This is a genomic window from Microbispora oryzae (assembly GCF_017896165.1).
Lineage (GTDB): Bacteria > Actinomycetota > Actinomycetes > Streptosporangiales > Streptosporangiaceae > Microbispora > Microbispora oryzae.
The window spans coordinates 277,528-302,611 of record NZ_JAFCNB010000009.1 but is presented as its reverse complement, the minus strand read 5'-3'; the positions used below and the strand labels follow the sequence as shown (position 1 = coordinate 302,611).

24 protein-coding genes, 4 tRNA genes and 1 pseudogene are annotated in these 25,084 nt (G+C 68.6%); 6 read left to right on the top strand and 23 right to left on the bottom strand.

Translation table 11 applies throughout. The annotated features are described in order from the left end of the window. The 8 genes and pseudogenes from JOL79_RS18905 to JOL79_RS18870 form a co-directional block, all read right to left on the bottom strand. Positions 1-243, bottom strand: a pseudogene (locus JOL79_RS18905) (hypothetical protein); the annotation flags it as partial. 552 nt (positions 244-795) lie between these two features. Then, positions 796-2,154, bottom strand: coding sequence for a DUF2254 domain-containing protein (locus JOL79_RS18900; protein WP_307848605.1), 1,359 nt, complete (start codon positions 2,152-2,154; stop codon positions 796-798). A gap of 272 nt (positions 2,155-2,426) precedes the next feature. Further along, positions 2,427-2,711, bottom strand: coding sequence for a hypothetical protein (locus JOL79_RS18895; RefSeq protein ID WP_210157137.1), 285 nt, complete (start codon positions 2,709-2,711; stop codon positions 2,427-2,429). A 317-nt stretch (positions 2,712-3,028) separates the two neighbouring features. Continuing rightward, positions 3,029-4,126 carry a hypothetical protein gene (locus tag JOL79_RS18890; protein WP_210157136.1) on the bottom strand — a complete coding sequence of 366 codons (1,098 nt, stop codon included), beginning with the start codon at positions 4,124-4,126 and terminating at the stop codon, positions 3,029-3,031. Between the two features lie 438 nt (positions 4,127-4,564). Then, positions 4,565-4,951 carry a VOC family protein gene (locus JOL79_RS18885; protein WP_210157135.1) on the bottom strand — a complete coding sequence of 129 codons (387 nt, stop codon included), beginning with the start codon at positions 4,949-4,951 and terminating at the stop codon, positions 4,565-4,567. Positions 4,952-5,602: 651 nt separating this feature from the next. Then, a complete protein-coding gene (locus JOL79_RS18880) occupies positions 5,603-5,740 on the bottom strand; it encodes a type II toxin-antitoxin system HicA family toxin (RefSeq protein ID WP_372446790.1) in 138 nt (45 codons plus the stop codon). 308 nt (positions 5,741-6,048) lie between these two features. Continuing rightward, entirely contained in the window at positions 6,049-6,390 is a 342-nt protein-coding gene (locus tag JOL79_RS18875) for a hypothetical protein (RefSeq protein WP_210157133.1), read from the bottom strand. A gap of 270 nt (positions 6,391-6,660) precedes the next feature. Further along, a tRNA-Val gene (locus tag JOL79_RS18870) sits at positions 6,661-6,735 on the bottom strand. A 454-nt stretch (positions 6,736-7,189) separates the two neighbouring features. On the opposite strand from JOL79_RS18870, the gene JOL79_RS18865 reads away from it, so the two are divergent. Then, positions 7,190-7,606, top strand: a complete 417-nt coding sequence (locus JOL79_RS18865) for an SsgA family sporulation/cell division regulator (RefSeq protein WP_210157132.1) — start codon at positions 7,190-7,192, stop codon at positions 7,604-7,606. A gap of 151 nt (positions 7,607-7,757) precedes the next feature. Here the strand turns inward: JOL79_RS18865 and JOL79_RS18860 are convergent, their stop codons facing one another. The 3 genes from JOL79_RS18860 to hutH form a co-directional block, all read right to left on the bottom strand. After that, complete coding sequence (locus JOL79_RS18860; protein ID WP_210157131.1) at positions 7,758-8,588, bottom strand: aminotransferase class IV; 831 nt, start codon at positions 8,586-8,588, stop codon at positions 7,758-7,760. Positions 8,589-8,607: 19 nt separating this feature from the next. Further along, the gene (locus JOL79_RS18855; RefSeq protein ID WP_307848603.1) at positions 8,608-9,615 is read right to left on the bottom strand and encodes a chorismate-binding protein; all 1,008 of its coding nucleotides are present in this window, start codon (positions 9,613-9,615) and stop codon (positions 8,608-8,610) included. Between the two features lie 95 nt (positions 9,616-9,710). Beyond that, positions 9,711-11,258 (bottom strand): histidine ammonia-lyase, encoded by a 1,548-nt coding sequence (gene hutH, locus JOL79_RS18850; RefSeq protein ID WP_210157129.1) that lies wholly within the window; start codon positions 11,256-11,258, stop codon positions 9,711-9,713. A gap of 216 nt (positions 11,259-11,474) precedes the next feature. Between hutH and JOL79_RS18845 the strand changes: the two genes are divergently transcribed. From JOL79_RS18845 to JOL79_RS18830, 4 genes are all read left to right on the top strand, one after another. Beyond that, a tRNA-Gly gene (locus JOL79_RS18845) sits at positions 11,475-11,546 on the top strand. 13 nt (positions 11,547-11,559) lie between these two features. Then, positions 11,560-11,630: transfer RNA gene (locus tag JOL79_RS18840), tRNA-Cys, on the top strand. Positions 11,631-11,657: 27 nt separating this feature from the next. Beyond that, positions 11,658-11,732, top strand: a tRNA-Val gene (locus JOL79_RS18835). A 444-nt stretch (positions 11,733-12,176) separates the two neighbouring features. Further along, positions 12,177-12,575 carry a winged helix-turn-helix transcriptional regulator gene (locus tag JOL79_RS18830; RefSeq protein WP_210157128.1) on the top strand — a complete coding sequence of 133 codons (399 nt, stop codon included), beginning with the start codon at positions 12,177-12,179 and terminating at the stop codon, positions 12,573-12,575. Here JOL79_RS18830 and JOL79_RS18825 read toward each other — a convergent pair. The 5 genes from JOL79_RS18825 to JOL79_RS34140 form a co-directional block, all read right to left on the bottom strand. Next, positions 12,545-12,871 carry a branched-chain amino acid transporter permease gene (locus JOL79_RS18825; RefSeq protein ID WP_210157127.1) on the bottom strand — a complete coding sequence of 109 codons (327 nt, stop codon included), beginning with the start codon at positions 12,869-12,871 and terminating at the stop codon, positions 12,545-12,547. The two genes, JOL79_RS18830 and JOL79_RS18825, sit on opposite strands and share 31 nt — an antisense overlap. Further along, positions 12,868-13,584 carry an AzlC family ABC transporter permease gene (locus JOL79_RS18820; protein ID WP_210157126.1) on the bottom strand — a complete coding sequence of 239 codons (717 nt, stop codon included), beginning with the start codon at positions 13,582-13,584 and terminating at the stop codon, positions 12,868-12,870. Before JOL79_RS18820 ends, JOL79_RS18825 begins: the two co-directional genes overlap by 4 nt. A gap of 525 nt (positions 13,585-14,109) precedes the next feature. Further along, a complete protein-coding gene (locus JOL79_RS18815; RefSeq protein ID WP_210157125.1) occupies positions 14,110-14,532 on the bottom strand; it encodes a DUF2000 domain-containing protein in 423 nt (140 codons plus the stop codon). Positions 14,533-14,571: 39 nt separating this feature from the next. Next, entirely contained in the window at positions 14,572-15,753 is a 1,182-nt protein-coding gene (locus tag JOL79_RS18810) for a hypothetical protein (RefSeq protein WP_210157124.1), read from the bottom strand. A 542-nt stretch (positions 15,754-16,295) separates the two neighbouring features. Further along, entirely contained in the window at positions 16,296-16,580 is a 285-nt protein-coding gene (locus tag JOL79_RS34140; protein WP_210157123.1) for a response regulator transcription factor, read from the bottom strand. Positions 16,581-17,007: 427 nt separating this feature from the next. On the opposite strand from JOL79_RS34140, the gene yczR reads away from it, so the two are divergent. Next, entirely contained in the window at positions 17,008-18,438 is a 1,431-nt protein-coding gene (gene yczR, locus JOL79_RS18800; RefSeq protein ID WP_210157122.1) for a MocR-like transcription factor YczR, read from the top strand. A 30-nt stretch (positions 18,439-18,468) separates the two neighbouring features. On the opposite strand, the gene JOL79_RS18795 is transcribed toward yczR, so the two are convergent. The 7 genes from JOL79_RS18795 to JOL79_RS18765 all read right to left on the bottom strand — a co-directional run bounded on the left by JOL79_RS18795 (position 18,469) and on the right by JOL79_RS18765 (position 25,078). Then, positions 18,469-18,807 carry a cupin domain-containing protein gene (locus JOL79_RS18795; RefSeq protein ID WP_230985006.1) on the bottom strand — a complete coding sequence of 113 codons (339 nt, stop codon included), beginning with the start codon at positions 18,805-18,807 and terminating at the stop codon, positions 18,469-18,471. Between the two features lie 8 nt (positions 18,808-18,815). Further along, a complete protein-coding gene (locus JOL79_RS18790; RefSeq protein ID WP_210157120.1) occupies positions 18,816-20,201 on the bottom strand; it encodes a cation:proton antiporter in 1,386 nt (461 codons plus the stop codon). A 23-nt stretch (positions 20,202-20,224) separates the two neighbouring features. Then, the gene (locus tag JOL79_RS18785; protein WP_210157119.1) at positions 20,225-21,625 is read right to left on the bottom strand and encodes a cation:proton antiporter; all 1,401 of its coding nucleotides are present in this window, start codon (positions 21,623-21,625) and stop codon (positions 20,225-20,227) included. Continuing rightward, positions 21,622-22,734: a pyridoxal phosphate-dependent aminotransferase gene (locus JOL79_RS18780; RefSeq protein ID WP_210157118.1), complete on the bottom strand. Its 1,113-nt coding sequence runs from the start codon at positions 22,732-22,734 to the stop codon at positions 21,622-21,624. The genes JOL79_RS18785 and JOL79_RS18780 overlap by 4 nt, the downstream gene beginning before the upstream one ends. Before the next feature lie 53 nt (positions 22,735-22,787). Then, a complete protein-coding gene (locus JOL79_RS35490; protein WP_210157117.1) occupies positions 22,788-23,717 on the bottom strand; it encodes a class I SAM-dependent methyltransferase in 930 nt (309 codons plus the stop codon). 138 nt (positions 23,718-23,855) lie between these two features. After that, on the bottom strand, positions 23,856-24,083 hold the full coding sequence (locus tag JOL79_RS35080; RefSeq protein ID WP_210157116.1) for an acyl carrier protein: 228 nt from the start codon (positions 24,081-24,083) through the stop codon (positions 23,856-23,858). 50 nt (positions 24,084-24,133) lie between these two features. Then, positions 24,134-25,078: a chlorinating enzyme gene (locus JOL79_RS18765; protein WP_210157115.1), complete on the bottom strand. Its 945-nt coding sequence runs from the start codon at positions 25,076-25,078 to the stop codon at positions 24,134-24,136. Positions 25,079-25,084 lie beyond the last annotated feature (6 nt).

The window sequence follows — 25,084 nt, the reverse complement described above, 5'->3', positions numbered from 1 at the left end:
CACGCAGTTGTCGCCGGTCGCGCTGTTGTACATCAGGTAGACGTCGCCCATCTTGGCGCCGCTCAGGTTGTTGATCGTCCGGTGTCCGTCGGTCGTAGAGGCCCAGTTGCCGCCGAAGTCGTTGTTGCAGGCCAGTGCCGGCGTGTAGGGGTTGGTCGCGGCCTGGGCCGGAGAGCCGGCCAGCGCCGACACCGCGGCCGCCGACACGCCCAGAATGACCAGTCGTCGAGCGAACGTGCGCATTCTTTCTCCCCTGCGTAGTGCGCGATATCCGCGCCGTAACAGATGTCCCGTCAACCACCCAGGTGCCGGCTTTCCCACGTCGTTCGAGGTCTGCCACCATCGGGAAGGAGCGTGCGTGACGAGAGCCGACGTCGACGATCGACTGGTCGACGTCCGGTAACACTTCCGATGGTGCGTCCGAAATTGCCGCACCTTGTCGACCGAAATGAAGGCGAGCGGCACTCGCGGGAAAATCCATCTCGACCAACAGCGGTTGACTGAATTGACAGTATCGATCACCCGATGTTCGGTCAACATGCGTAGACTGAGTCGAATCTCACAGCGCATTCCTGTCACACTTCGGCGGCCGAAACACACGCAGGTCGTCTTTTCGTGAGCGGCAACGTGCCGGATGCAGGATCACCGCAGGGCCGCAGCGTCAGCTCAGGACTCGCCCTCCAGTCCCCGGACCTTCTTATCCCGAGTGTCGACTTCGGGGGCGGCTACCGGTCGTACCGACCTCGATGCGCGTATCGCACGGATCGGTACGTCCTTGTGTGCTCGTCCACATAATCAGGACGGTCTCGCCGGCGCCCACCTGCCGGTCAATGCCTCCTCCACGGACGTCGCCAGCGAATCCAGCCGCTCGCGTTCCACCCGATCGAAATCCTGCCTCTCGACCGTCGCCCGCAGGCGTCCGAGTTCGGCACCGATGGCCCGCAGGTACTCCGGCCGGCGGGCACGCCATGCCATCTCGCGGAGCATCATGAACAAGCGCGCCAGCACCTCCGGAACGGAGGCGGCGAAATGCCTGGGTTCCGTGACCACGAGTTCCAGCAACATGGACAGGCTCGGGCGCCGGAGCATCACTCGGTCCTGCCCTTCGTCGTCCCGCAGGAGGCACGGCGTGAGATCCCGATCCATCAGATCGCACATCAGAGCCGAGGTGTGGCCCAGAGCGTGTACCGCGGTCGTCGGATCGTTGATCCCCGGCGACAACGCCTTCACCGCGACATCTATGAGCTGGCGGAGCCCGAAAACGAAGTCCTGGGCGAGGGTACGTTCGAACCCCGTCTGCACCGCGGCGTTCATGCGATCCTCCAACCGGGCCACAGCTTCCTTCGGTAATGGGCGATGCCGGCCGCAGGCCCAAGCGAACGCGATCGGAGTGCCGGCGATGAGAGAGTCTCCCGGAACGCGGTCGAGCACGACGACGGCATCGGCTTCGACGGCTGCGGCCAGGAGTTTCTTGCTCTGAACCGAGAGGAGGAAGCCCGACGAGCGCACGCACAGCACCGCCAACCCCGTCTCCGGCACGGTCAGGAAACCGTCCGCGCTCTTCACGTCCAGGACCTGGCGTATTGTCTCGGTGGTCTCGCTGTGCACACTTCTCATGAGTGACTCCACCCGGAGCTGCCGCGCGAGGTGCGCCAGGAAGACGACGAGCATGACCACGCTGGCCAGCTGGAGCACGTACGCCGTCGTCACCGAGATCTGCGGCACGAAGGCGGAGATCTCACCCACTGAGGCGCGTATCGTCCGGAGCACCGTGACCGAGTAGGTGAACGTCGCGAGCAGCAGCGCCAGTGTGAGTTGAACGAGCCGGTCACCCGTGAAGGTGCGCAACAGCCGGGGAGAGTACAGGCTGCTGGCCAGCTGCAGGGTCAGCACGGTCAAAGAGAAGATCAGCGACGTCACGGTGATCAGCGAACCCGCGACGACTGACAGGACCGTACGGGCCGCCTCTGGCCCACCCGTGAACAGATAGCCGGCGACGTTGGAGGGCAATCTGGAGTCGATCCGCGCGTCAAGGCCCGGTAGCCCCACCCCTAGAACGATCGCCGCGAGCACCCCCAGCGTCGGGAGCGGCCACAGCTGCGTCCGCCACGTGTCGCGAAAGACCCGCCATCTCTGCCCCGATATCCATGACACTGAGAGAACCCCCGATTACCGTGGGCGTCCCCCGCGGATGCTCCCGTCGACAGAGCGCCCCCGCCTCTCACCGCCGGGACCGCCGGGACCGCCGGTGTCACGACGGGCTCGCCATACCTCGCGTGCGCTGCCACAGATGCGGGGCATGGCCACGGCACCGATACCGGCGCGGCTATCCCCAGATACCCGACCCACATCACGCTGTATACGCCAGCACGACCAATCGCCACGACGACCGGTCCGCCTGAGCGATCCGTGAGCCGTAGGGTCGATCACGCCTGATACAGCATGCCAACCTTCTCCCCTTCTGTACCCAATCGGGCACGCAAATCCGCTCGGATCACCACGAAAAGGTCATACTCTGCCATAGAGGGCAACACGCCGTAACAATCGATCGTCCGCCGCAGCGGCAGTGGTAGGCCGCCGTCGACCGTGCTCAAGTCGGCCGTACGTGACCGGATCATCGGCGCCAGCCCATGCGAGGGCGTGCGGCTGCCCAGCGGCGACGCAAGGCGGGCGACGACCGGATCATCAGCCGTGAGGACCTGGCCGGGCACGCCCCCACGTCCCCGGTAGCTATCGGGCGCTCGTCCGCCTCGCCGCCGGCACCTGCCTCCGCTGCGGTGAACGCGTCGGCCTGCGCTGGGACGCCGTCGACCTCGACGCCGGGCGAACGGTTCCGGCGGGCGTTGTACCGCCTGTTCGACGGGATCGCCCCCCGGTCACCGTGACCGAGGTGCACGGGGTTGGCCGCACCAACTTCGCGGAAGTGGTGGGATCCGGCTCCTGAACTTTACGGACGTGGTGGGTGATCGTGGGAGCACTCCCCAGGGCGACTCCGCCCGATGTCACGCCGGGCTGAATCTGGCCGGGGTCAGTGGGCGAATGACACGGCGATGCCGAGCCCGTCACGGAGTCCGGTGCCGCTGTCGGTGAAGGTACGCCGCGGCGGCGTGTTGCCGCCGGCCAGCCGGTCGAAGGCCAGGATGCTGCCTGGGCTGTCGAACTGGGCCGCCTTGGTGAGCACATAGATGGTGCCGTCGACCTGACTGCCGGCGATGCCGGTGACCACCTTTCCAGCCAGGCCGGTCGCCGAGCCGGAGATCACGCGCACCGGGGTTGCGTCCCCGTTCGCGGTGCCCGCGTAGACGTTGATGTGGGTCTGCTGGCCCTGGCTGACGGCGACGTAGAGCCGGCCGGTGAAGGCGGAGTAGGCGACCGCGAGCTGGTCGCAGGTGCTGGAGCAGCTGCCCAGGCCGGTGTGCGGCCCGGCGATGACCCGTACCGGTGTGGAGCTGCCGGACGGGCCGCCGGAGAAGAACTCCACCGCGTTGCCGGTCGAACGCATCACCGCGGCGATCACATGTCCGGACGTGTCCGTGGTCAGGACGCCCGGCCACGGGCGGAACGTCGTCTCGTCCAGGGGGATCTGGCGTACCGCGGGCACCGTATAGAGGTTCGCGGCCGTGCCCCTCGCTCCAGGCGCGGCCACCGCGATCACCGCCTCGGCCTGGCCGGTCTCCACATACGCGTACCCCGCGGTGTCTACCGCCACCGCCCGGGAATCCGGCCCGGCGACGCGGAACATCCGGTTCGGCGTCGTGGCTCCCGGTGGGTAGACGAAGGTGGTCGCGTCCGAGAGGAAGCTCTGCGCGTACGCGTTCCCGCCGGTGTCGAAGGCGATCCCCCACGGTCCCCAGTAGGTGTTCGGGTCGCCTGGGTCGGCCAGCAGCCGCACCGGCGACACGGCACCCGTGCTCCCGGCCTGATAGGCCGTCACCGGACCGTGGACGTTCGCCACGTAGACCAGTTCGGAGCCGCCGGTGGGGGACGGTGCCGGACTGGCGGAAGGCGTGGCCGTGGCCATTGCCTTCGCCGTGGCGAAGCCACCCGGCCACCCGGTACCCGTTACGATCGCGAGCGCGCCCAGGAAACCGGCCACGCCCAACCGCCTCGACACAGCACGTCGCATGCGCACAACGTCCCACCGCGCGGACCGGTAGGCAATGACGCGAGACATGAGGGGTACGCCCAGCCGTGGAGCGACCGTCTTTCGCCCCCCACAATTCGGGATCGGCTGTGGTAACGGCCTCATCACACCGCCTCGGCCTCGCCGCTGTCGAGTCGCGGCAGATGAACCATTCATCCTCGACCGCCTCGGGGGTTCCGTGCCGCCATGGGACATTCACGGCTCGAGGCCACACACGGTCCGGACCGGCCAGCAAGTCTGGGTGGTGAGGCTCGTCGACCGCGGCCGCATGATCACAGCGGGTCGCGTAATCGTTTGCGCCATGAAGCGGTGGGACATTCGAGGAGTTTGTCAGCCAGGGCGGCGATGATGCCATGAGAGCGGAGCTGCAAGGTGTGCACCGGAAGCCCGCTGCTCCTCATGGCGGGGACGTGATTCCGGTCACGAACGCCTGAGGCAGAATTCGTTGCCGTCGGGATCCTGCATCGTGATCCAGTCCTCACGCTCGGCCTGAACCGTTGCCCCCAGCGCACACAGCCGTTTGACCTCTGCGACCGCATCGGTGGCGTCCAGGTCGAGATGAACCCGGTTCTTGACCCGCTTGCTCTCTGGCACGAGTTGGAAGAAGATGCGCGGCAGCCTGCCCTCGGTGTGGACGAGCAGGACCGTGGGGTCGTCCTCCGGGTCGTTGATGCCCATGGAGCGCAGCCGTGCCAGCTCCTCCTCGTCGTACGGCGCAATTTCGTAGCCGTCCAGGGCCTCCGCCCAGAATCGGGCGGTCGAAGCCGGATGAGGGCTGTCGAAGACGATGTCCTTGATGGATGCCACAGGACTCCCTTCAGAAACATATGACGTCGGAGATGCCGAGCCGAGCCGGTGGTGGAATAACTGCCCAAGCGACGGGCTGCACGCACTTCGGCATGGAGTCGAGGGCATTGGCCGTTCTGCGATCTCAGCACCTCGGTCCGCTCCGCCGGACGCTCTTCCTCCGGTCTGCGATTCCACGACCTGCTGCACTGCTACGCCGCATGGCTCGTCTCCGACGGCGCCCCGGTGAACGACGCGGCACGCCTCATCGGACGCGAGCGGATGTCCACGACGCTCAACCGTTTTCGCTGACTCCCGCTCCCGATCGGCCCCGGGCGCCCGACGCAGCCAGCACCGCTGATCTCGGCCGAGAGGAGGGCGATGGCTAGAGCCAAATCCTTGAACGGCGAAAATGCCCGTTGGAGTCGTGTCTTCGACGGGCCTCGATCGTGTGGGCGATACTGGGATCGAACCAATGACCTCTTCGATGTGAAGCAGATCGGCCACAACGCCGACGTGCCATCGAAGCGTCCTTGACCTGGGCGAACCGTCCACGGGACGTCTGTACGGTTCTATGGGCGTCCGTAGTTGTTGTAACTCAGTTCGTCACCCAATGGTCCGTCGCGCACAGGTGACAGGGACTGCCGACGGAACGCGGCGGCCGACGCACGATCACAGCAGGTCGCGTAGGCGCTCGGAAGTAAGGCCGGCCTGCCGCACGATGGAGGCGAGCGTTCCGACGGCCAGAGTGTCGTGCAATGGCACGATCACTGTGCGACTCTCGTCTTCGGCGTCCTGGCGCAGCTGCAATGGCTGCCCCTGGTGGCAACGACCTCAAAGCCACACTTCTCCAGCGCACGCACGACATCGGTGCCGGAGCAGACCGGAAACTGGCGCGGGCTCATGCCGAGCGACGGATCTCGATCGGCGCCACAATCGGCTGCTGCGGGATCTGGGGAAGTGGCTCGTCCTCGAAGTAGAGCTCCAGAGCGTCACGGAGGCTGGCTTCGCTGGAGCCGCCAGTAGGGCCAAGCCACCCCTCGTGATCTCCAGATTCTCCACCGACCGGAAATAAACCGCTCCGCAAACGCGAGAAGCGGCATGTTCCGCCACCACGATCAACTCGCGTCGACGGGAAGGCTATCGGCATGCCCAATGACGATCACGTACCTGCGGCCGTCGATGCCCTCCTTCTCCATCCCAACTCGCAGATCCGCGCCTCCCAGGACGAGTCGACGTGCGGTGAGGGCACCTGGGCGGATGGGGCCGAGGCCGTGAAGGGTTACCTGCGCCAGGTGGTCGCCGATCTCAACCGAGGTCCCGAATCGGTCGTCGAGCACGCGGAGTTCGAGTACTACGGCTCCGGCTACGCGTCGTTCGTCGAGGTCTTCCTGACCCGCCGGGACGGATCCGCCCGTCGCGTCGGTCCAGGCGGCTCCACGACCGTTCCGGGATGCCACTGGCGTTGTGCCGCCTCGCCCCAATCGCCTGCATCCTGTCGCCCGGCGCGCGCTCCCATCACCCCGACGGTCACGGACGCCACTCCATGCCATGGCTCGATGCCGTCGCCGAAATGCCGATCCCGGACGACGTGGAAGTGCGGCCACCTGGCGCCGGACGCCCATGACGCTGTGCGTGCGGCATGGGCGCGGGGTGACGCACGGCGGGCGTACGGACAAGCGAAGAGCCCGGAGACGGGGATGTCTTCCGGGCTCTGACCTGTGTGATGCTGGTGGGCGATACTGGGATCGAACCAGTGACCTCTTCGGTGTGAACGAAGCGCTCTCCCGCTGAGCTAATCGCCCGGGATGTCCGGCGGCCTCTCGGCGCCGACGGGAAAACCATACCGCACCCGGCGGGGTCATGGCGAAGCGACGGAGACCACCGTCCCAACCGTTTCGGTACGCGACACCGGTGAGAGGTTGGCGCGACAGTCCGCGGCCCGGCGGTGTGGTGTCATAGCATCGTGATGCTCCATGCTCGACCCATACGCACTACCTAAGATCATTCGCCCGCAATGGCTGGCCCATGACAGCGCCGGGGACACGTGAAGCAGAGGCAATATCGTGCTTGTTGACGATGTTTGAGCAGGTAGATGACCGAATGTCAAGCTGTGATGTGCGTTACAGACGGGCCTGGAGGCGGAATCTTTCCTACGGGTCTCTTCGTTCGCCGAGACGCATGAACAGCGGGCGAAGGCCGTCCACCCAGTGAAAGCCCCTGACATGGGGACCCGACGACGAAAAGGTTTGGCTGACGATGAACAGCACCACCGTCTCTGCCGAGCTAGGCCTTCGGCTTGTGGTCCCCGACCGTACGACCGTCCCCCTCTTGGCCGGGCTCAGCTACACCGCCGAGGACCCGTACGCCATTCGTATGGCCTTCCACGTGGGGAATGACGAGCCGGTCGAGTGGATCTTCGCCCGTGAGCTGCTGACCGTAGGTATCGTCCGCCGTGTGGGTGACGGGGACGTCCAGGTCTGGCCCGCCCGCTCCGACGGCGAGCGCACGCTCAACATCAGTCTCACCTCGCCGTTCGGCCAGGCGTTGTTCGAGGTGCCCCTGGCGCCGCTGACAGAGTTCCTGCACCGCACCTACGAGCTTGTCGCGGCCGGCCGGGAGACCGATTACATGGACCTCGACGAGGAGCTCACCAACATGCTCTGGAGCTCCTGACCGGTTCCACCGGCCGGGGTCTTCGACACGCGTGACGTGCCGCCCTGGGCCGACCCGATCGGATCGGCCCAGAGGAGGCGGCTCGGAGAAGACCGCTCGGAGAAGGCGGCTCAGCGTTCAGACACGGCGGCCTTACGGCACGGGCCGGCCATCAGGGGTCGACGTCGCCCGCCGACCGCTCGGCGAAGGCCTTCATGGCCGCCAGCGTGATCGGGCCGGGGGCCTGGGGCAGCACGGTGTCGCCGACGGCGCGGATGGGCTGGATGTCGCGGGTGGTGGAGGTGAGGAACGCCTCCTCCGCCTCGTACAGCGCCGAGATCGGCACATCGGTCTCCTCGCCGCCGCACCATTCGAGGGTGAGCGCCCTGGTGACGCCGGCCAGGCAGCCCGAGGCCAGCGTGGGGGTGATCAGCCGGCCGCCGGTCACGATGAAGATGTTGCTGCCGGTGCCCTCGCAGAGGTTCCCGGCGAGGTTCTCGAAGATGGCCTCGGCGCCGCCCCGCTCCTTCGCGTACGCGAGGGCCTTGGCGTTGTCGCCGTAGGAGGTGCTCTTCACCCCGGTCAGGGCGCCCCGCTCGTTGCGGGGCCAGGGGACGACGGTGACGTCGGCGGTGGCGGGGAACGGCCGCTGCTCGCCCACGATGATGACCGTGGTGGTGCCGTCGGAGCCCCGGTCGGAGCCGAGCGGGCCCGGGCCGCTGGTGTAGGTGATCCTGATCCGGCCGAGCGGCCACTTCGGGGCGGCGTCGAGGCACCGGCGCACGCCGTCGGCGATCGCGCCGAGGTCCGGCTCGGGGAGGTCCATCCGCTTGGCCGACAGCGCGAGACGGTCCAGGTGGCGGGTGAGGGCGAAGGACTCGCCGCCCGTCGCCTTGATCGTCTCGAACACCCCGTCGCCGACCATCAGCCCGTGGTCGAAGACCGACACCACGGCCTTACCGGGCTCGTGGAGCTCCCCGTTGATCCAGATGAGTTCCGCCATCTTCGCTCCGTTCGTGTGGTCAGGGCCCGTCGTCGTCCACGGATGCGAGCCCGATCAGTCTGGCCGCCTTCAGCTCGGTCTCGTGCCACTCACGCCGAGGGTCGGAACCCCAGGTGATGCCCGCTCCCGTGCCGAACCGGATCGTGTCCCGCTCGATCCAGAAGGTACGGATGCCGACGGCCAGCGCCCCCTCGCGCCGGTCGGCGTCGACCCAGCCCACGGCCCCACAGTAGGGGCCCCTGGGCTCCGGTTCGAGCTCGTCGATGATGCGCAGCGCAGAAGACTTCGGCGCCCCCGTCACCGATCCGGGCGGGAAGGTGGCGGCGAACAGCTCCGGCCAGCCGGCTCCCCCGTCCAGCCGGGCGCGTACGGTCGACACCAGATGCACCAGCCCGGGGTGCTCCTCGATCGCGAAGAGCGAGGGCACCGTCACAGAGCCTACCTCGGCCACGCGGCCCAGGTCGTTGCGTACGAGATCGACGATCATGAGGTTCTCGGCGTAGTCCTTGTCGAGCAGGTCCTCCGCGGTCGCGCCGGTCCCCTTGATCGGCCCTGACTCGATCACGTCGCCCGCCCGCGACAGGTAGAGCTCCGGCGAGGCCGACACGACCGTCAGGCCGGGAATGTCGATCATCGCCGCGTACGGGGCGGGGTTGCCCCTCGCGAGCCGCGCCGCGAGGGCGAGCGGATCGGCCGGGCCCGGGAGCTCGGCGGACAGGATCCGGCAGAGGTTCGCCTGGTAGACCTCGCCGCGCTCGATGTGGTCCCTGATGCGCCGCACGCCGTTCTCGTACGCGTCCTGGTCGAGCGAGCCTCGCCAGGCCGTCCGGGCCGGGCCGCGCCAGGGGCCGGCGGGCCGGGGCAGCGGCGCGCGCCTGACCTCGTCGAAGCGGGCGCAGGTCACCTTGCCCTCGTAGGAGACGACGACGGCCCACCATCCGGAGCCGTCGAGGGCGCCGAGATCGCCGGTCACCTCTCGCAGGCCCGTGGCCAGAAACCCTCCGACGTGGGCGAACGCGTCGTGCACCGCTCCATTGTCGCAACTTTGCGGCGCTCCGGGCGCACGCCCATGGGCGGGGCCGCGGACAACTGCCGGCGCCGCCCCCGCCATCGCCAACGGCCTCAGGACAGGGGCCCGACGGCGCTCTCGGCCGCCGCGACCGCCGAGCCGTCGGCCACGAACTGGACGGCGGCCTCGATCTCGGGGGCGAGGAAGCGGTCGGGTCCCGGCCCGGCCACGGCCTCGCGCAGCGCCCGCACGACAGCGCCCGTGCCTGTGGCGGGCTCGAGCGGCCGGCGCAGATCGAGGGCCCTGGCGGCGGTCAGCAGTTCGATGGCGAGCACACGGGTCAGGCCGTCGACGGCCCGCCGCAGCTTGCGCCCGGCCGACCAGCCCATCGAGACGTGGTCCTCCTGCATGGCCGAGCTCGGGATGGAGTCGACGCTGGCGGGCGCCGCGAGCCGCTTGAGCTCCGACACGATCGCCGCCTGCGTGTACTGCGCGATCATGTGCCCGGAGTCCACGCCGGGATCGTCGGCGAGGAAGGCCGGCAGGCCGTGGCTGCGGGCGACGTCGAGCATGCGGTCGGTCCGGCGCTCGGCGATCGACGCGGTGTCGGCCACCGCGATGGCCAGGAAGTCGAGCACGTACGCCACGGGGGCGCCGTGGAAGTTGCCGTTCGACTCCACTCTGCCGTCCGCGAGCACGACCGGGTTGTCGATGGCGCTCGCGAGCTCGCGTGCCGCCACGGTCGCCGCATGGGCGGCCGTGTCCCGCGCGGCGCCGGCCACCTGCGGCGCGCAGCGCAGCGAGTACGCGTCCTGGACGCGGGTGCAGGAGCCGTCCCGATGGGAGGCCATGACGCCGGAGTCGCGGAGGAGCGCCCGCATGTTGGCCGCCGCCGCGGCCTGGCCCGGATGCGGGCGCAGCGCCTGCAGGTCGGCCGCGAAGACGTAGTCGGTGCCGAGCAGTGCCTCGACGCTCATCGCCGCCGTGACGTCCGCCGTCCTGAGCAGCCGGTCGAGGTCGTGCAGCGCGAGCACCAGCATGCCGAGCATGCCGTCCGTGCCGTTGATGAGGGCGAGCCCCTCCTTCGCGGCCAGCTCGACGGGCTCGACGCCCGCTTCCTTCAGCGCCTCCCCCGCAGGCCGGAGACGCCCGGACGCGTCCCGGACCACGCCCTCCCCCATGATGGTCAGGGCGACGTGCGAGAGCGGGGCGAGATCACCCGAGCAGCCCAGGCTGCCGTATTCGTGGACGACCGGCGTGATTCCGGCGTTGAGGAGGGACTCCAGCACCCGGGCCGTCTTCGGCCGCACGCCGGTGTGCCCGGACGCGAGCGTACGCAGGCGAAGCAGCATCATGGCCCGGGTGACCTCGGTCTCTACCTCCGGGCCCGACCCCGCGGCGTGCGAGCGGACCAGACTGCGCTGCAACCGGGCGCGCAGCGAGGGATCGATGTGCCGGGTGGCCAGGGCGCCGAAGCCGGTGGAGACGCCGTACGCGGGGGTGTCGCCCTCCGCCAGCTCCTCGATCCTGCCGCGGGAGGCGGCCATCTCCGCGATCGCGTCGTCCGTCAGCCGTACGGCCGCACCGTGCCGGGCGACCCGGACGATGTCATCGAAAGCCAGCGGCTCGGGCCCGACGGCCACGACCTCGTTGTCGCGCATCGTCCCACTTTCTTACGTACCGGAACCCTGTCAGGTAACCAACGTATCGTAGGTTAGGTCCTTACAACCGAAGGTGGGCGGAGACCGCTCCCCCGCCCCCGCCGGGCGGCCTCGCCCCCGGCCCGTCGGCGCCGGCCACGGCATGACCGTCGCCGATTTGGGTAGTCGGCAGGGATTGGATAAAGTGCTCTTCGTGAGTCCGGCTGAGGACCGCACGCGGAAGTGGCTCAGTGGTAGAGCATCACCTTGCCAAGGTGAGGGTCGCGGGTTCGAATCCCGTCTTCCGCTCGGAGCTTGACCCGGTGGAGTGGCCGAGAGGCGAGGCAGCGGCCTGCAAAGCCGCGTACACGGGTTCAAATCCCGTCTCCACCTCTGGTTTCCTGGCCGTGGCACGGCAGAGGGCGATTAGCTCAGCGGGAGAGCGCTTCCCTGACACGGAAGAGGTCACTGGTTCAATCCCAGTATCGCCCACCATCACGTGAACCCGGGACGAAGACCCGGCCCCGCGGGGCCGGGTCTTCGTGTTTTCCGGCGGTCAGCGTTTCCAGCGACAGTGTTTCCGGCAGCGACGTTTCCGGCGACAACGTTTCCCGCCGACGGCGTTTTCCGGCCGAACGCGCTTCTCCACTCTCGCGACGCCGGTCCGCAGATCCCGGAGCCCCCTCCGGACCCCGCATCCGTCACGCTGCGTGATGCCCGCCCCGGCCTCCACGCGACCGAGTCGCGCACTGTCGCGGTTGACATGACACGACATGAGCTCGACCGCGAATTATCGGATATCGAAAGGGCGGCACCGCCGTAACGGAAGTATACCGTTGCCGTAGCGTAATAGACAAAAGGAACATATTGCACGATCAGGGAGCAACAACTTATGCTCGATCCGCCATTACAAGTGCGGTCTGCTTAGGGGGAAGCGACATGACGGAGAGTATCCGCGATCTCACTGCCGATCCCGGTTCTGTCGACAGAGTGCTCAATCTGGTGGCGCGCCGTGGAATGCTTCCGATTTTGCAGGCACTCGCCAGTGGATCACTCGGCCACAATGAGCTCGCCCGCGAGACGCAGATGGACAGCAAACAATTGTCCCGTGCTTTATGCCTCGCGCGGGAGGCCAGCCTGGTATCCCGCACGGTTCACTCCAACCACATCCCGGTGCGGGTGCGGTACCGGCTGACCCACCGGGGCGAGGGACTGGTCAGAGCGCTCGTCCCACTGGCCCGCTGGTCGGAGGAGAACCACGATCACGGCCGCCCGGACGTGCCCGGGGACGCGGGCCGGCCCGTGCCTCAGGACAGAAGGTTGAGCAGCAGCATGTAGACGGCCGTTCCGCCGACGATGCTGAGCATGGGATTTCTCCGCCAGTGGTGCAGACCGGCGGTGACCGCCACGCCGGCCAGGCTGGGGGCCCCGTAGGGAGCGGTGAGGAAGTCCACGTTCTGGAGGCTGTACACGACGAGGATCACCATGACCCCGGTCGGCATCATCACCCCGAGATACCGGGCCAGGGGGTGATCGGCGAACCGTCCGAGAACCACGAACGGGGCCAGCCGCAGCAGCAGCGTCACCACGCCCATCACGACGACGGCGCTCAGGAGGTACATGGATCCGGTCATCCGCGCGACCGCCTCTGCGTCAGGTACGAAACGATCAGCATGACAAAGAAGATCCCTATCGCCATGGCCAGGAAGTTGTCGCGCATCAACGGCGCGGTGATCAGGCTCGCGGACAGCCCCATGACCACCGATAACAAATTTCGCTGCCGGTAGATGGACTCCTGCGCGAGCACGACGAACAGCGCGGTGAGCGCGAAGTCCAGTCCCTTCAGGCCCGCCGGCAGCGCGTACGCGGCCAGGGCCCCCAGGGTGCAACTGCCGGTCCAGTACGCGTGGCTCAGCAGCTGGATGTAGGTGATCCGCCGCCCGCTGAGCTCCCCGTCCGCGCGGGCGGCGACGAGCGAGTACGTCTCGTCGGTCAGCGCGAAGACGCCGTAGGCCCGCGCCGGACGGCTCCGGATCCGGTCGAGCGGGAAGGACAGGCCGTAGAACACGTGGCGGAAGTTCACCGCGAGCGTGGCCAGCGCCACCTGCGGCAACGCGGCCGCCGTGGACAGCAGGCTCACCGAGAGGAACTGCATGGAGCCCGCGAAGACCAGCAGGCACGAGATCGGAGCCCAGTACCAGGGGATCCCGCTGTGGGTCAGCAGGATTCCGTAGGCCGAGCCCAGGGGAAGGTATCCCATCGCCACGGGCACCGTGTCGCGCGCCGCCGCCCGCACGTCCTGCACGCGTGAACGGCTCTGTTCACGGTTGTCAAGCTTGACGCTCACGAATACCTCTGAAGTCAACGTAATCGGCCGCGATATCGCCCGTCCGCCGGGCAGGGCGCATTGCCGAGGATTACGGCTGTGGCGGCGCGGTCACGCTGAGGCGACTCGCGATCACCGGCTCCCCCTGATGCCAGTCGGACGGATGACGGGTTGCCAGAGATGCCCGCCATCGGTACCGACGCCATACTAATCAGGACGTATGCCAGAATTGACCGCCAATTGCGGAAAAGTGGCCTGCACAATTCCGATCATACCGGTAGGACGGAACTCCAACTGCGCACGTCAGGGGCCACCTTTAAGGACGAATGACGCAATTGCCACAGGAAGGGCGAACACGCTCCGTACACGGCACGGCGGCCGGAGAGGGCGCCCGGCATCGGGACAGCGTGATCGGCGAGGGGACCGCTCCCCGGCCGAACGCCGGTGAGTGGCAGGACACACGCCAACGCCCGGGCCGGCATGGGCCGACCCGGGCGGAAGCAGGCGTCGGAGAGGCTCCGCCCGGCCGCGAGCCGGGCGGGCCGGTCACTTGAAGACGGAGAACTTCTTGGTCAGCGGCTGCAGCACCTCGGCGTCACCGAAGACCAGGACCCCGATGTACTCCAGCTCCTCGGCGCTCGCGTTCTTGGTCGCGTTGATCTGGTCCTCGGCCGAGGAGCCGAGCATGGTCTCGGTGAACACGTTCCTCGGCAGCCCCTGCTCGCCCGCGGCGGCGGCCAGGGTGCGCAACTGGTTGCCGTTGTCGGACCGCAGCACGATGAACGGGTACCGGCTGATGGAGGAGACGAAGTCGCCCGCCGGGCACGGATACTCAAGGAATTCCGTCTCACTGGACGGGACGATTCCCCCCAGCCCGCTGGCCAAATGGCCGAGCGCGTTCATGAGCACCGGCACGGGAAAGCGCTTGTTCAGCACGGCCACGAACTTCTTGCTGTTATCCGCGTACATCAGGCCCTCTCAACCGCGGGAAACCGGCGCATCACAACTTCACCGACGGGACGGCGCAGCCATTCTTACATGCCGCTCGCCGTACTGCAACCCGCGGAAGACCTCACCGATCGCCTCGGCGAGATTGCAGAATTCCCGTTCGCCCATCCCGCGCGCGTCATTGTGATCGATAATGTTTTGACGGCTCCAGAACGCTTTTGTCCAATCATGGTCAGCGGGATACAGATGGTGATAGTCGTGCACCGGGAGGTCCCCGGCGAGCACGCCGAACCGGATGGGCACCTGCACCAGCAGCGTCTTCAGGACCCACCGGGTCCAGCCGAGCGCACGGGCCACCGGAGGCAGCGTCCGCGCGGGGAGCGGCTCGATGCTGAACCGGCCCCAGCAGCGCTGGGCGTACTCCTCCGAGCTGCGCACCGGGCCCCGGTCGCCGGCGAGCCACGCGTGCTCCGACACGAACTGCAGCAGCGCGCTGACGTGGTAGAGCGGGAACATCGGGACCAGGACCGCGAGGACGAACACCTGCCAGGGCACCAGAACCCCGACCAGCGCCAGAGCGCCCAGCCACGCGGCGCCGACGAACCTGCGGTGCCAGGGCGCGGTGACGAAGTTCGTCCGCACCCGCGCCTTCAGGAAGATGAAGTGGAAGCGGGGGCCGATGATTGTTCTGGCGAGCACCCGCCACAGCCGCCGTTCCTCCATGCCCGGGGTGAAACCCAGGTGCAGCAGCAGCTCGGCGTCCGGGTCGGTGGCCGTGGTGAACACCTTGCGGCTGTGGTGCCCCCGGACGTGGTCCTCGAAGTAGTCCTCCCAGTTGTGCACGAACGACTCGCCGCTCGCCACCACCTGGATCCAGTAGTTGACCCGTGAGGACTCGGAGATCTCCTGGTGCACGGCGTGGTGGCCGATCACCACCTGCAGCCTGCGCAGCGCGTTGACTCCGAGCAGCCAGGTCAGGGGCAGCAGCAGGGTCCCGGCGACGGGGTTCCACATCAGCAGCGCGACGGTGGCCGCGACGCTGAGCGGCCACTGCGCCATGGACGCCGCCGTGTTGAGGGCGCCCGGGAGAACCGTCCGCGGCGGCCGCTCCCCCGCCGCCGCCTTCCCTGTGATCCACGTGAGGAGCGGCTGGAGGACGGAGGGAAGCCGCTCGGCGTATTCGGCACGCAGCACACCGGCCCTGCTGCGTACGTCGACGCTCATCGGAGGAGAAATGCTCATGGCGCCATCAACTCCCGACTACTGGAATGCGGGGCAGGAAATACGGCTGGGCCCCCGTCCGCCGGACGGAAGAACGTCGTCACGGCGAAGCCGCTTCACCTGCGCATGCAGAATCACGGGGATATGCACCGTCATGCGGTGTGGCCCTTGCGCTATACATCGTCGCAGCAGGAAGTTCTGCAGACAATCAGACTTTTGGATTATTCGATGGCGTTCGACTGCGTTCCGTGATGTTCCATCCCGTAACGTCATCCATCCGAATCAGACCGGCATCCCGGGTCCACGCCGGACGCGATGCGGTCGTTTACTCGGAACGGCTCGAACGGCCCGGGCGGCCCCTGCCCCATCGGCCCTGGCTGATCGGGTCTGACCATCAGAGCCTGCCCGATCAGCCGGCCCGCCCGCGGACCGCCCGGCCGCCGCGCCGGTTCCGGGCCCACGGCACGCGACCGTGCGGCGGCGTGGAAATCGAATTCGGCCGTCACGGGAAAACGGCCCGCCGGAATACCGCGGCACCGTTCGCGGCCGGATCGGCCGGCCGTTCACACGACCGCGCCGTGCTCCGCCACTCCGCAGGAACACCCGGTCATGTGAATGTAGGCGACGATGCCTATCTGCAGGCGCGAATCCAGTCCGAGCACGTCGATTATCTTGCCGATGTGCACCTTGACCGTGTACTCGCTGATACCAAGGCCGGCGGCGATCTGCCGATTCGACATCCCTCTGCCCAGGCATTCGAACACGTCGAGTTGCCGCGCCGTGAGTTCCGCGACGCGCGTCAGCGCACCGGCATAGTCAACGACCGGCTGCGCTCCACATACACTCACCGTGACCTCCTGGTCGAGAGTGCCCGCTGGGCCCGTTTGTCACGGAACGGAATGGGATGCCGTCCGCGCTTTCCGCACACCGGGCGGTACGTCGCGGCACACCGGACAATGCGAAATCATCGCTTCCCCCATGCGACTGACAGCCCGGCGGCGACCTCCGGGGACCAGTCGTCCGGCCGGCGCCAATCCCCATTGGCGGCGGCGGGACTATCCACCCCGGACGGCCCGATATTCGTTCGCTTTCACGGCCGTCGCACGGGGCGACCTTATCCCGGAACAACGGGCCGTCCTCACACGTGGTAACGGTCCGTTTTCTCTTCAAACCGCGAGCGCATGACCCCCCGATGGTCACCTCGATTACCTTTGAGGTCAACCTTAATAGGCCCATGCGTTGATTCGCACAGCCAATCGAAATAAACTGGCCTTCATGACTGTGAGCACAGGAGCTCCGGCGCTGGCGCGGCTCCTGGACGGGTGGCAGCAAGCGGGGCACGGTCTGATTCACGAGCGTCTCTCGGCGTGCCTCGCCAGTCTCATCCTCGACGGACGGCTGACGGTGAACACCCGGCTGCCGAGCGAACGTGAGTTGGCCGTGGCCCTGCACGTGAGCAGGTCGACCGTAACCGGCGCCTACGCCCGATTACGTGAGGACGGCCTGCTGGTCAGCCGGAGGGGCGCCGGCAGCTGGACGACCGTCCCCACGCGCATCAACCGGAACGTCGGCCCGATCACGCCCAACCTGCGGGCGGCTCCCGACCTGCTCGACCTGGCGATCGCCGTGGCGGAGCCCGCCACCGACGCCGTGCTGGAGGCGGTGACCGCCGCGGCCGCACTGCTCCCGGCCCAGCTGCGCGGGGCGGACGGCGGCAACGCGCACGGCTATCACCCCGCCGGCATCTCCTGTCTCCGCGAGGCCGTGGCCCGCCGTTACGTCCAGCGCGGCGCCGACACCCGCGCCGGGCAGATCCTCGCCGCCGCCGGCTCCCAGGGTGCCATCCATCTCGTCACCCGCTCGCTGGTCGGGCCGGGGGACACGGTCATGGTGGAGCAGCCCTCCTACCCCAACGCCATCGACGCGCTGCGCCGCACGGGGGCGCGGCTCATCGGCGTCCCGGTCACCCCGCAGGGCTGGGACATGGACCACGTCGTGCGCACCATGGCGCAGGCCCGCCCCAAGCTCGCCTACTTCATCCCCGACTTCCACAACCCGACGGGCGCGGTCATGTCCGCCGCCGAACGGGTGCGCCTGGTGGCCGCCGCGCAGCGGTACGGCACCATCCTGCTGATCGACGAGACGAACAGCGAACTCGCCCTCGACGGCCAGACCGCGCCTCCGCCCATCGCGGCTCTCGACCCCGGCGACAACGTCGTCAGTGTGGGCTCGCTCAGCAAGGTCTTCTGGGGCGGCCTGCGGGTGGGGTGGCTGAGGACGAGCGAGGCCCGGGTCGCGGAGCTGGCCACGTCCCGGTCCAGCGTCGACCTCGCCGGTCCGGTCCTCGAACAGCTCGCCGCCGCCCACCTGCTCCAGCGGGTCGAGCAGCTGCTGCCGCGGCGGCGCCGCGAGTTCCGGCGCCGGCGTGACGCGCTGCTCGACGCGCTGGGCGACCTCGTCCCCCACTGGCGCTGGACGGCGCCGCCGGGCGGGTTGTCGGTGTGGGTCACGCTCGACCGCCCCGTCTCCACGGCACTGGCCGACGCGGCCGAGCAGTACGCGGTCCGTCTCGTGCCGGGCCCCCGGTTCGGTCTCGACGGCACCCTCGAGCGTTACCTCCGCCTTCCCTTCTCCCTGCCGGCCCGTCAGCTGACCGACGCGGTCACCCGGATCGCCAAGGCCGAGGGCGACCTCCACCGTCCGTGAGACCCGGCGCGCCCTCACCCGCTGTGCCGCTCAGTTGCCGTACTGCTTGGTCTCCGGCCGTTCGAGCATGAGCGCGTGCGCCCGCTCGGCGGCCACGGGCCGGTGGCGCACGCCCTTCGGCACGACGAACAGGTCGCCGCGACGCATGGTGACCGGCTCGCGGCCGTCGAGGTCGATCCGGAAGGTGCCGTCCCAGCAGAGGAAGAGCTCGTCCTCCTCGTGCACGTGCCACGGGAACTCGCCCTCGAAGAGCGCGATGCGCACGACGGCGTCGTTCGCGAAGACGAGATCGCGCGGCTGCCAGGGTCCCGGCAGGTCGCGGGCCACCTCGTCGACCGACACCGGTTCCGCTCCGTGCTTTCCGGTCATGGATTCCGTCATGGATTCCCTTTCTGTGCGCGTGCGATCGGTGCCGCCGCGTCCCGCCGGTCGCCACCCCCGACGGCGGCGTCGGCCGGCGCCTCGGGCGTGAGGCCGCTTCCGCCACGGTGGCGATGGACCCGGTCGAGCCAGATGCCGGCGAGCTGCGAGGTCACGACGGAGAACACGACGAGGATAGTGAAGAAGTCCTCGTTGATCACTCCCGCCCCGAATGTGACGGCGGCGAGCACGATGCCCGGGCCACCCCTGGCGTTCATCGCCACGGCGAGATCGAGGGAGGTCTCCCGGTCCCGGCCCGCGAGCCGCGCGCCGATCCAGACGCCCGCCACCTTCACCGCGCACGCCAGGACGAAGAACACGAGGAAGATCAGCACGGGGAAGTGATGGATGACGTCCAACTGGACGCCGACGAGGGCGAAGTAGACGGGCACGAAGAAGCCGAGGAGGAACTGGCGCAGCGAGTCCCAGGTGCGGCCGGTTCTCGTGCCCCCACCCGCGTCTCCGCGCGCCGCGCTGATGCCCGCGACGAGGGCGCCGAAGACCGCGTTGATGCCGAGCGCCACCGCGCACAGGACCAGGGCCAGCAGGAACAGCACGCGGAACGCCACGGGGCTGCGCCGTTCGAGACCGTTGAACCGCATCGAGACGAGCCAGCCGAAGATACGGCCGCCCCACAACAGGAAGACCGACAGGAACAGGATCGAGACGCCGACGTGGTAAACCGCGCTCCAGGTCATGGAGTCGGACCCGAGCAGTGCCCACAGCCCGTAGTCGGCCGAGCGGGCCTGGACGAGCCCGAGGGTCACGGCCAGCACCACGTACAGCGCGATGTCCTCCAGCACGGCGACGGACAGCACGATCCGCGCGAACGGCGTGTTCAGCATCCCGAGGTCCAGCAGGATCCGGGAGATGACGGGGATGCTGGTGACGGCGACGGCGATGCCGAACACCAGGGTCACGGTCGTCGCGGAGCCGTGCGGCCCGGAGAGCCGGGCGGTGTCCAGGAACCGGACGATCACCAGCCCGGCGACGAACGGCAGCGTCAGGCCGGACACCGTGACCATGAGGACGGTCCTGCGCTCGGCGGGCGAGCCTCCGCGTGGCAGTTCGCTGCCCGCGAGGAACATCAGGAACACCAGGCCGAGCTGGGAGAACGCGCCGAGCACGGCGGCGGTCGGGCCGGTGGCGGGCAGCAGCCGGTCCATTACGGAGGGCGCCCAGTAGCCGAGCACCGACGGTCCGAGCAGTAGCCCGCCCAGGATCTCGCCGATCACCGGCGGCTGGCGGAGCAGCGCGAACAGGTGACCGCCCAGATGGGCCAGCAGCACCAGCAGCGTGATCGCGATGAGGATCCTCACCACGTCTGCCATCGCCAGGGACATGAGGCACCTTTCCGATGGGGGCGTCAGCGGTCGAGCCGGCCGACGACGCGCAACAGCGGCGCGGTGACCGCGGTGGCCAACAGGGCCAGCAGCACCAGCATGGTCAGCGCGAGCGTGTTGACGATCCCGTTCTCCCAGCCGACCAGGGCCACGACGATCTCGGTCACGCCGCGGCAGTTCATCAGCGCTCCGAAACCGAGCGCCTCCGACCGGTTCAGCCCGGCCGGCCGTACCGCCAGGGCGGATCCGAAGATCTTGGCGGCGGTCGACACCAGGGTGATTGCGGCGAACACCAGGAGCGCGCTCCCGTGGTCGAGCAGGCCGACCGACACCTGGAGCCCGACTCCGGCGAAGAACAGAGGAAGCAGCAGGCCCACCGCGAAGCCGTGCAGCTGCGTGACCGCCCGCTCGACGACCGGCATGTCCCGCGGGACGACGACGCCGAACAGGAAGGCCCCGATCACCGGGTGGAGGCCGAGGACCTGGGTGAGGGCGCCGCAGGCCGTCGCCCCCGCGGCGAGGACGGGCAGGGTGAGGCGGGCGCCGCGGGACGTCCCGGCCAGCGTGCGCAGCGCCCAAGCCAGCGCGGAGCGCAGGATCGGAACGGCCACCGGGCCCAGCACGAGGACCACGAGGGCGGTCGAGACCACCTGGGCCCAGCCCGCGTCCCCCCGCAGGGCGAGCACGAGGGTCAGCGCCGTCCACGCCACGACGTCGCCGCCCGCCGCGCAGGCCAGCGCGAGCGTGCCGGTCCTGCTGCCGGTCAGCCCGAGGTCGGTGAGGAGCCTGGCGAGCACCGGCAGCGCCGTGATCGACAGGGCCAGCGCCATGAACAGCACGTAGGTGACGCGGGGCACGTCCGGTCCGGCCAGCATTGTGTAGGCGGGGGTCGCGGCCGCGGCCCCGAGCACGAGCGGCAGCGCCAGCGAGCCGACCAGGCCCAGGCCCACGGCGCGGCGGTCGGTCCTGAGCGCGTCCAGCCGCAGCTCGTACCCGACCAGGAACATGAACGTCACCAGGCCGAGCTGCGCGGTCTGTCCCAGGACGGACACCACTTCGGGGCTGAACAGCCAGCGTTGCCCCTCCGGCCAGAGGAGGCCGAGCGCGGACGGCCCGAGGACCAGGCCGCCGAGGATCTCGCCGATCGCCGGCGGCTGGCCGGCGAGTTCGAGCAGCCCGCCGAACAGGTGGCAGACCACCAGTACGACGACCACCGCGATGAGGAACCGGGCGAGCGGGTCGACCCCGGTGGAGGGTGAGGGGAGGGCGCCGGCCCGGACGCCGGCGAGCACCGCGGCCGCCGCGAGGAGGGCCACGACGATCGGCAGCCGGACACCGCGGAGGAGGAACCGGCCGCGCGCCGCACGGTGCCCGGCGGGCGCGCTGTCCTCCTCCCGGAGCCCCGGCTCGCCGACTGCGCTCACCGCACCCGTCCCGATGGTCGCGCGGCTCCGGCGACCTCACCGATCAGGGTCCGAATCCGGTCCAGGCCCGGTTCGAGTACCGGCAGCGGACGGGCGTAGGTGAGCCGGAAGCCACGCTCGGCCCCGAACACCTCGGCGGGCATGATGAGCACCCGGTGTTCCTTGAGGAGCCGTTCGGCGAACTCCGCCGACGAGATCGGTCCGGGCAGGTTGAACCACGCGAACGGGGTGTCCACCGGCGGGACGAGCTGGAGCGAGTCCGCCATGTCGGCGGCGAACCGGTCGAGGATCTGCCGTCCCTGGCTCAGCAGGCCCCGGTACCGCTCGACGTGCGCGGACCGGTCCGTCAGTGCGGCCAGCGCCACCCGCTCGGACAGCGAGGAGTTGCACATCGTGAGATAACGCTTGTAGTTGACCATGTCCTCGATGACGGCGCCGCCTTCTTCCGAGCCGGCGACCGCCCAGCCCACACGCAGGCCCGGCAGTCCGTAGACCTTCGAGAGACCGGCCACGGACACCGCGCGCGGATAGCGGTTGACCACCGACTCCTGCAGGTTCACCTGGAACTCCTCGTCCACGAGGATCCAGATGCCGTGCCGTTCGGCGATGTCGATCAGGGCGGTCCAGGTGCCGGAGTCGATCAGGCATCCGGACGGGTTGCCGGGCGAGACGAGGCTGATGAGCCGGGTGCCCGGCCGGACCAGCCTGTCGAGGGCGTCGACGTCGAACGGCGTGCCGGGGGTCCACACCATCAGGGACACCTCGGCGCCGATCTCCCGCGGTATCACCCAGGACTGCTGCCAGCCGGGCACGGTGGTGACGACGTGGTCGCCCGGGGCCAGGAGGCACCGGTAGAACAGGTAGAGCGCCTCCTGCGCCCCGTTCGCCATCAGCACCCGATCGGCCGGGACGCGCGGGCCGTACAGGTCCGCCACGGCACGGCGGACCGTTTCGAGGCCACGGTCCGCCGTGTAGTCGAGATCCCACGTGTCCCGGATGGTCACGTCGCGGACGAGGGCGGCCTGCATGTGGCTCTTCGCCAGATCGAAGTCGTATCCTCCTCCCGCCGTATCGAACAGCCACTGCTGGATTCGATAGATGTCGACCATCGGTCCGATCTCCGGTTGATGGCCTCCCGGCCGCCGGGGCCGGGAGGACGCGGTCAGTCCCTCTTCTTGGCGACGATCTGGTAGGAGCTCGTCGGGTTGACGCACTCGCCCGGGGTCACGGTGAGCGCGAAGGTCGCGTCGAAGTCGGAGAACAGGGAGCGGATCTGCTCCTCGTCCTTGAGCATGTGCCGGGTGTGCCGGGCGGCGAACACGTCGAAGCGGCGGATCAGCTCGTCACGGTCGGTTCCCGTGAGCTCGCACAGCTCGGGGTTCTGGTCGAGCAGCCGCCGCGCCCGCGCCGCGTAGCCCTCGCGCAGCTCGGGCGTGGTGACCCCGCCGATCATCGCCGTCGTCACCAGGGTGCCGCCGGGCTTGAGGAACTGCTTCCACCGCTCCAGGATCAGCGGCTTGTCGGGGTCCTTCAGCACGGTCAGGAACTCGTCGGTCACGATCAGGTCGTACGCACCGGTGGGGATCGCCGGGCTGGTGATGAGGTTGTCGCAGAGGCACTCGATGGTGAGGCCGTACCGCTCGGCGTACCACTGGGTGGCCCGCAGCGGCGTCTGGCAGATGTCGTACAGGGTGACGGTCGGGCTGGCCCCGGACGCGGAGATCGCCTCGTGCAGTGTCGAGAACATCCCGAAGTCGGCGGCGGCCGAGATGAGCACGTTGGCGTCGGGCCGCTCGAGGAGAATCGCGCGCAGGGTCTTGGAGTAGAACTCGTACCACGGCGGAACCGCGACCATGTTGAGCAGCCGCAGGAACTGCCAGGTGCCGTGGTACCAGTCACACGTCAGAGGCTCCGCCTCGGCGGCCTCTCCCTTGTTCTTCGCCCACTCCTCCATGCCGCCGGTGGACTTGGACGCGCACAGCGTCCTCGACCACTCCCACGTCAGCGGTGCCGAGACGAGGAGCCTCTCACGGTTCTCGTCGTCGAGCCGGTAGAGCTCTCCCGGCTCCAGCACGTCGAATTCTTCGGGCACATCCACTCCATTTCACTGTGTCTCCGGGGCGTGGCCGACAGCCGGCCACCGCGTGACCCCGGGCATGAACTACGTAGGTCGCGCGGGCGTGTCCCAGGTCGTGCGGGACGCTCCCAGGGCACTCCCTGGGAGCACCCCCTAGGACACGGCCAGCAGCGATCCGATATGCGTGGAGATCTTGTGCACGGTGTTCTGGCGGAACAGCTCGTCCATGGGCACCTCGACGCCCAGCTTCTCCGCGATGGCCTTCTGGATCTCGGTCATGATCAGGGAGTGGCCGCCGAGCGCGAAGAAGTCGTCGTGGTCGGAGAAGTCCGACAGCTTCAGCTCCCTGCCCCAGATCTCGTGGATGGTCTGCTCGATCACTCTCGTTCCCTCCTGCCGCGGGCCTGCGGGCCCGGGGCTGCCGATGGCCGTCAGACGCGGCGGAACTTCTCGCCGTAGTTCGTCTCCTCGCGGAGCCGGTTGTGGTGGTACCGGTCCTCTCCGGCGACCAGGACGCAGCCGTAGTTGGACAGGTCGAAGGTGGACCCGTGCGCGGTGAAGGAGTCCTGGTCGGGGTAGACGCGGACGTGCGTGGGCACGTAGCGGCCGGCGATCGCGATCCGGGTCTCCCGCTCGGAGCTGTTCGGCAGGGAGCCGTGCACGCAGGAGGCCGTGAAGATCACAGCCTCGCCCGGCTGCATCTCCAGCTCGACGACGTCCTCCGGCCGCGGCTCCCAGTTCGGGTCGATCGCGAAGTCGGAGAAGTTGTAGCCGAAGAAGCTGGTGTTGGCCCTCGTCACGTCGTATCCCTCGGCCCGGCCGATCTCGACGGCCTTGTGCTCGTCGAAGATCTCGTGCCGCTGCGAGCCGCGGACGAACCGCATGCAGCCCGTCTCCCTGGTCGCGGGGGTGAACGTCGTCCAGACCGTGATGTCGATGTAGGCGTTCCAGGCCGTCTCGGTCGGCAGCAGCTGGGGCTTGCCGTTGGCGTAGCTGTAGTCGCGGACCTGGTGCCACTCGGTCCCCTTGGAGCCGGGGAACTTGGGGAACCACTCGGAACGCCAGAGCAGCACGTCGGGGCCGAGGATGGAGGTCAGGTACTTGACGATCGTGGGGTGGGTCGCGTGGGAGGCCTGCTCCGGGATGTCGAAGTGCCTGTCGTAGTTGACGTTGTTGTCGTAGAGGGCGTTGGACCTGTCCTGGTTCTTGACCCGGATCTGCCGGATGAGCTCCGCGGCCTCGTCCTCCTCGTACAACTTGATCGGCCCGACGAAGCCGTCCTGCCCGAAGCGGGCGATGTCGTCGGCGATGTCATCCGGGACGTGGGCGCTTGAGGAGATCTTCGGCGCCGCGACGCCGTGTCCGGTGTCGGTCATGGGCAC

Excerpts from the sequence above, each read along its gene's own strand:
- JOL79_RS18765 (WP_210157115.1), bottom strand. The coding sequence starts at position 25,078 with ATGACCGACACCGGACACGGCGTCGCGGCGCCGAAGATCTCCTCAAGC.
- JOL79_RS18815 (WP_210157125.1), bottom strand. The coding sequence starts at position 14,532 with ATGTACGCGGATAACAGCAAGAAGTTCGTGGCCGTGCTGAACAAGCGC.
- JOL79_RS18890 (WP_210157136.1), bottom strand. The coding sequence starts at position 4,126 with ATGCGACGTGCTGTGTCGAGGCGGTTGGGCGTGGCCGGTTTCCTGGGC.
- JOL79_RS18865 (WP_210157132.1), top strand. The coding sequence starts at position 7,190 with ATGAACAGCACCACCGTCTCTGCCGAGCTAGGCCTTCGGCTTGTGGTC.
- yczR (WP_210157122.1), top strand. The coding sequence starts at position 17,008 with ATGACTGTGAGCACAGGAGCTCCGGCGCTGGCGCGGCTCCTGGACGGG.
- JOL79_RS18810 (WP_210157124.1), bottom strand. The coding sequence starts at position 15,753 with ATGAGCATTTCTCCTCCGATGAGCGTCGACGTACGCAGCAGGGCCGGT.
- JOL79_RS18830 (WP_210157128.1), top strand. The coding sequence starts at position 12,177 with ATGACGGAGAGTATCCGCGATCTCACTGCCGATCCCGGTTCTGTCGAC.
- JOL79_RS18825 (WP_210157127.1), bottom strand. The coding sequence starts at position 12,871 with ATGACCGGATCCATGTACCTCCTGAGCGCCGTCGTCGTGATGGGCGTG.
- JOL79_RS18795 (WP_230985006.1), bottom strand. The coding sequence starts at position 18,807 with ATGACCGGAAAGCACGGAGCGGAACCGGTGTCGGTCGACGAGGTGGCC.
- JOL79_RS18780 (WP_210157118.1), bottom strand. The coding sequence starts at position 22,734 with ATGGTCGACATCTATCGAATCCAGCAGTGGCTGTTCGATACGGCGGGA.
- hutH (WP_210157129.1), bottom strand. The coding sequence starts at position 11,258 with ATGCGCGACAACGAGGTCGTGGCCGTCGGGCCCGAGCCGCTGGCTTTC.
- JOL79_RS18860 (WP_210157131.1), bottom strand. The coding sequence starts at position 8,588 with ATGGCGGAACTCATCTGGATCAACGGGGAGCTCCACGAGCCCGGTAAG.
- JOL79_RS18790 (WP_210157120.1), bottom strand. The coding sequence starts at position 20,201 with ATGTCCCTGGCGATGGCAGACGTGGTGAGGATCCTCATCGCGATCACG.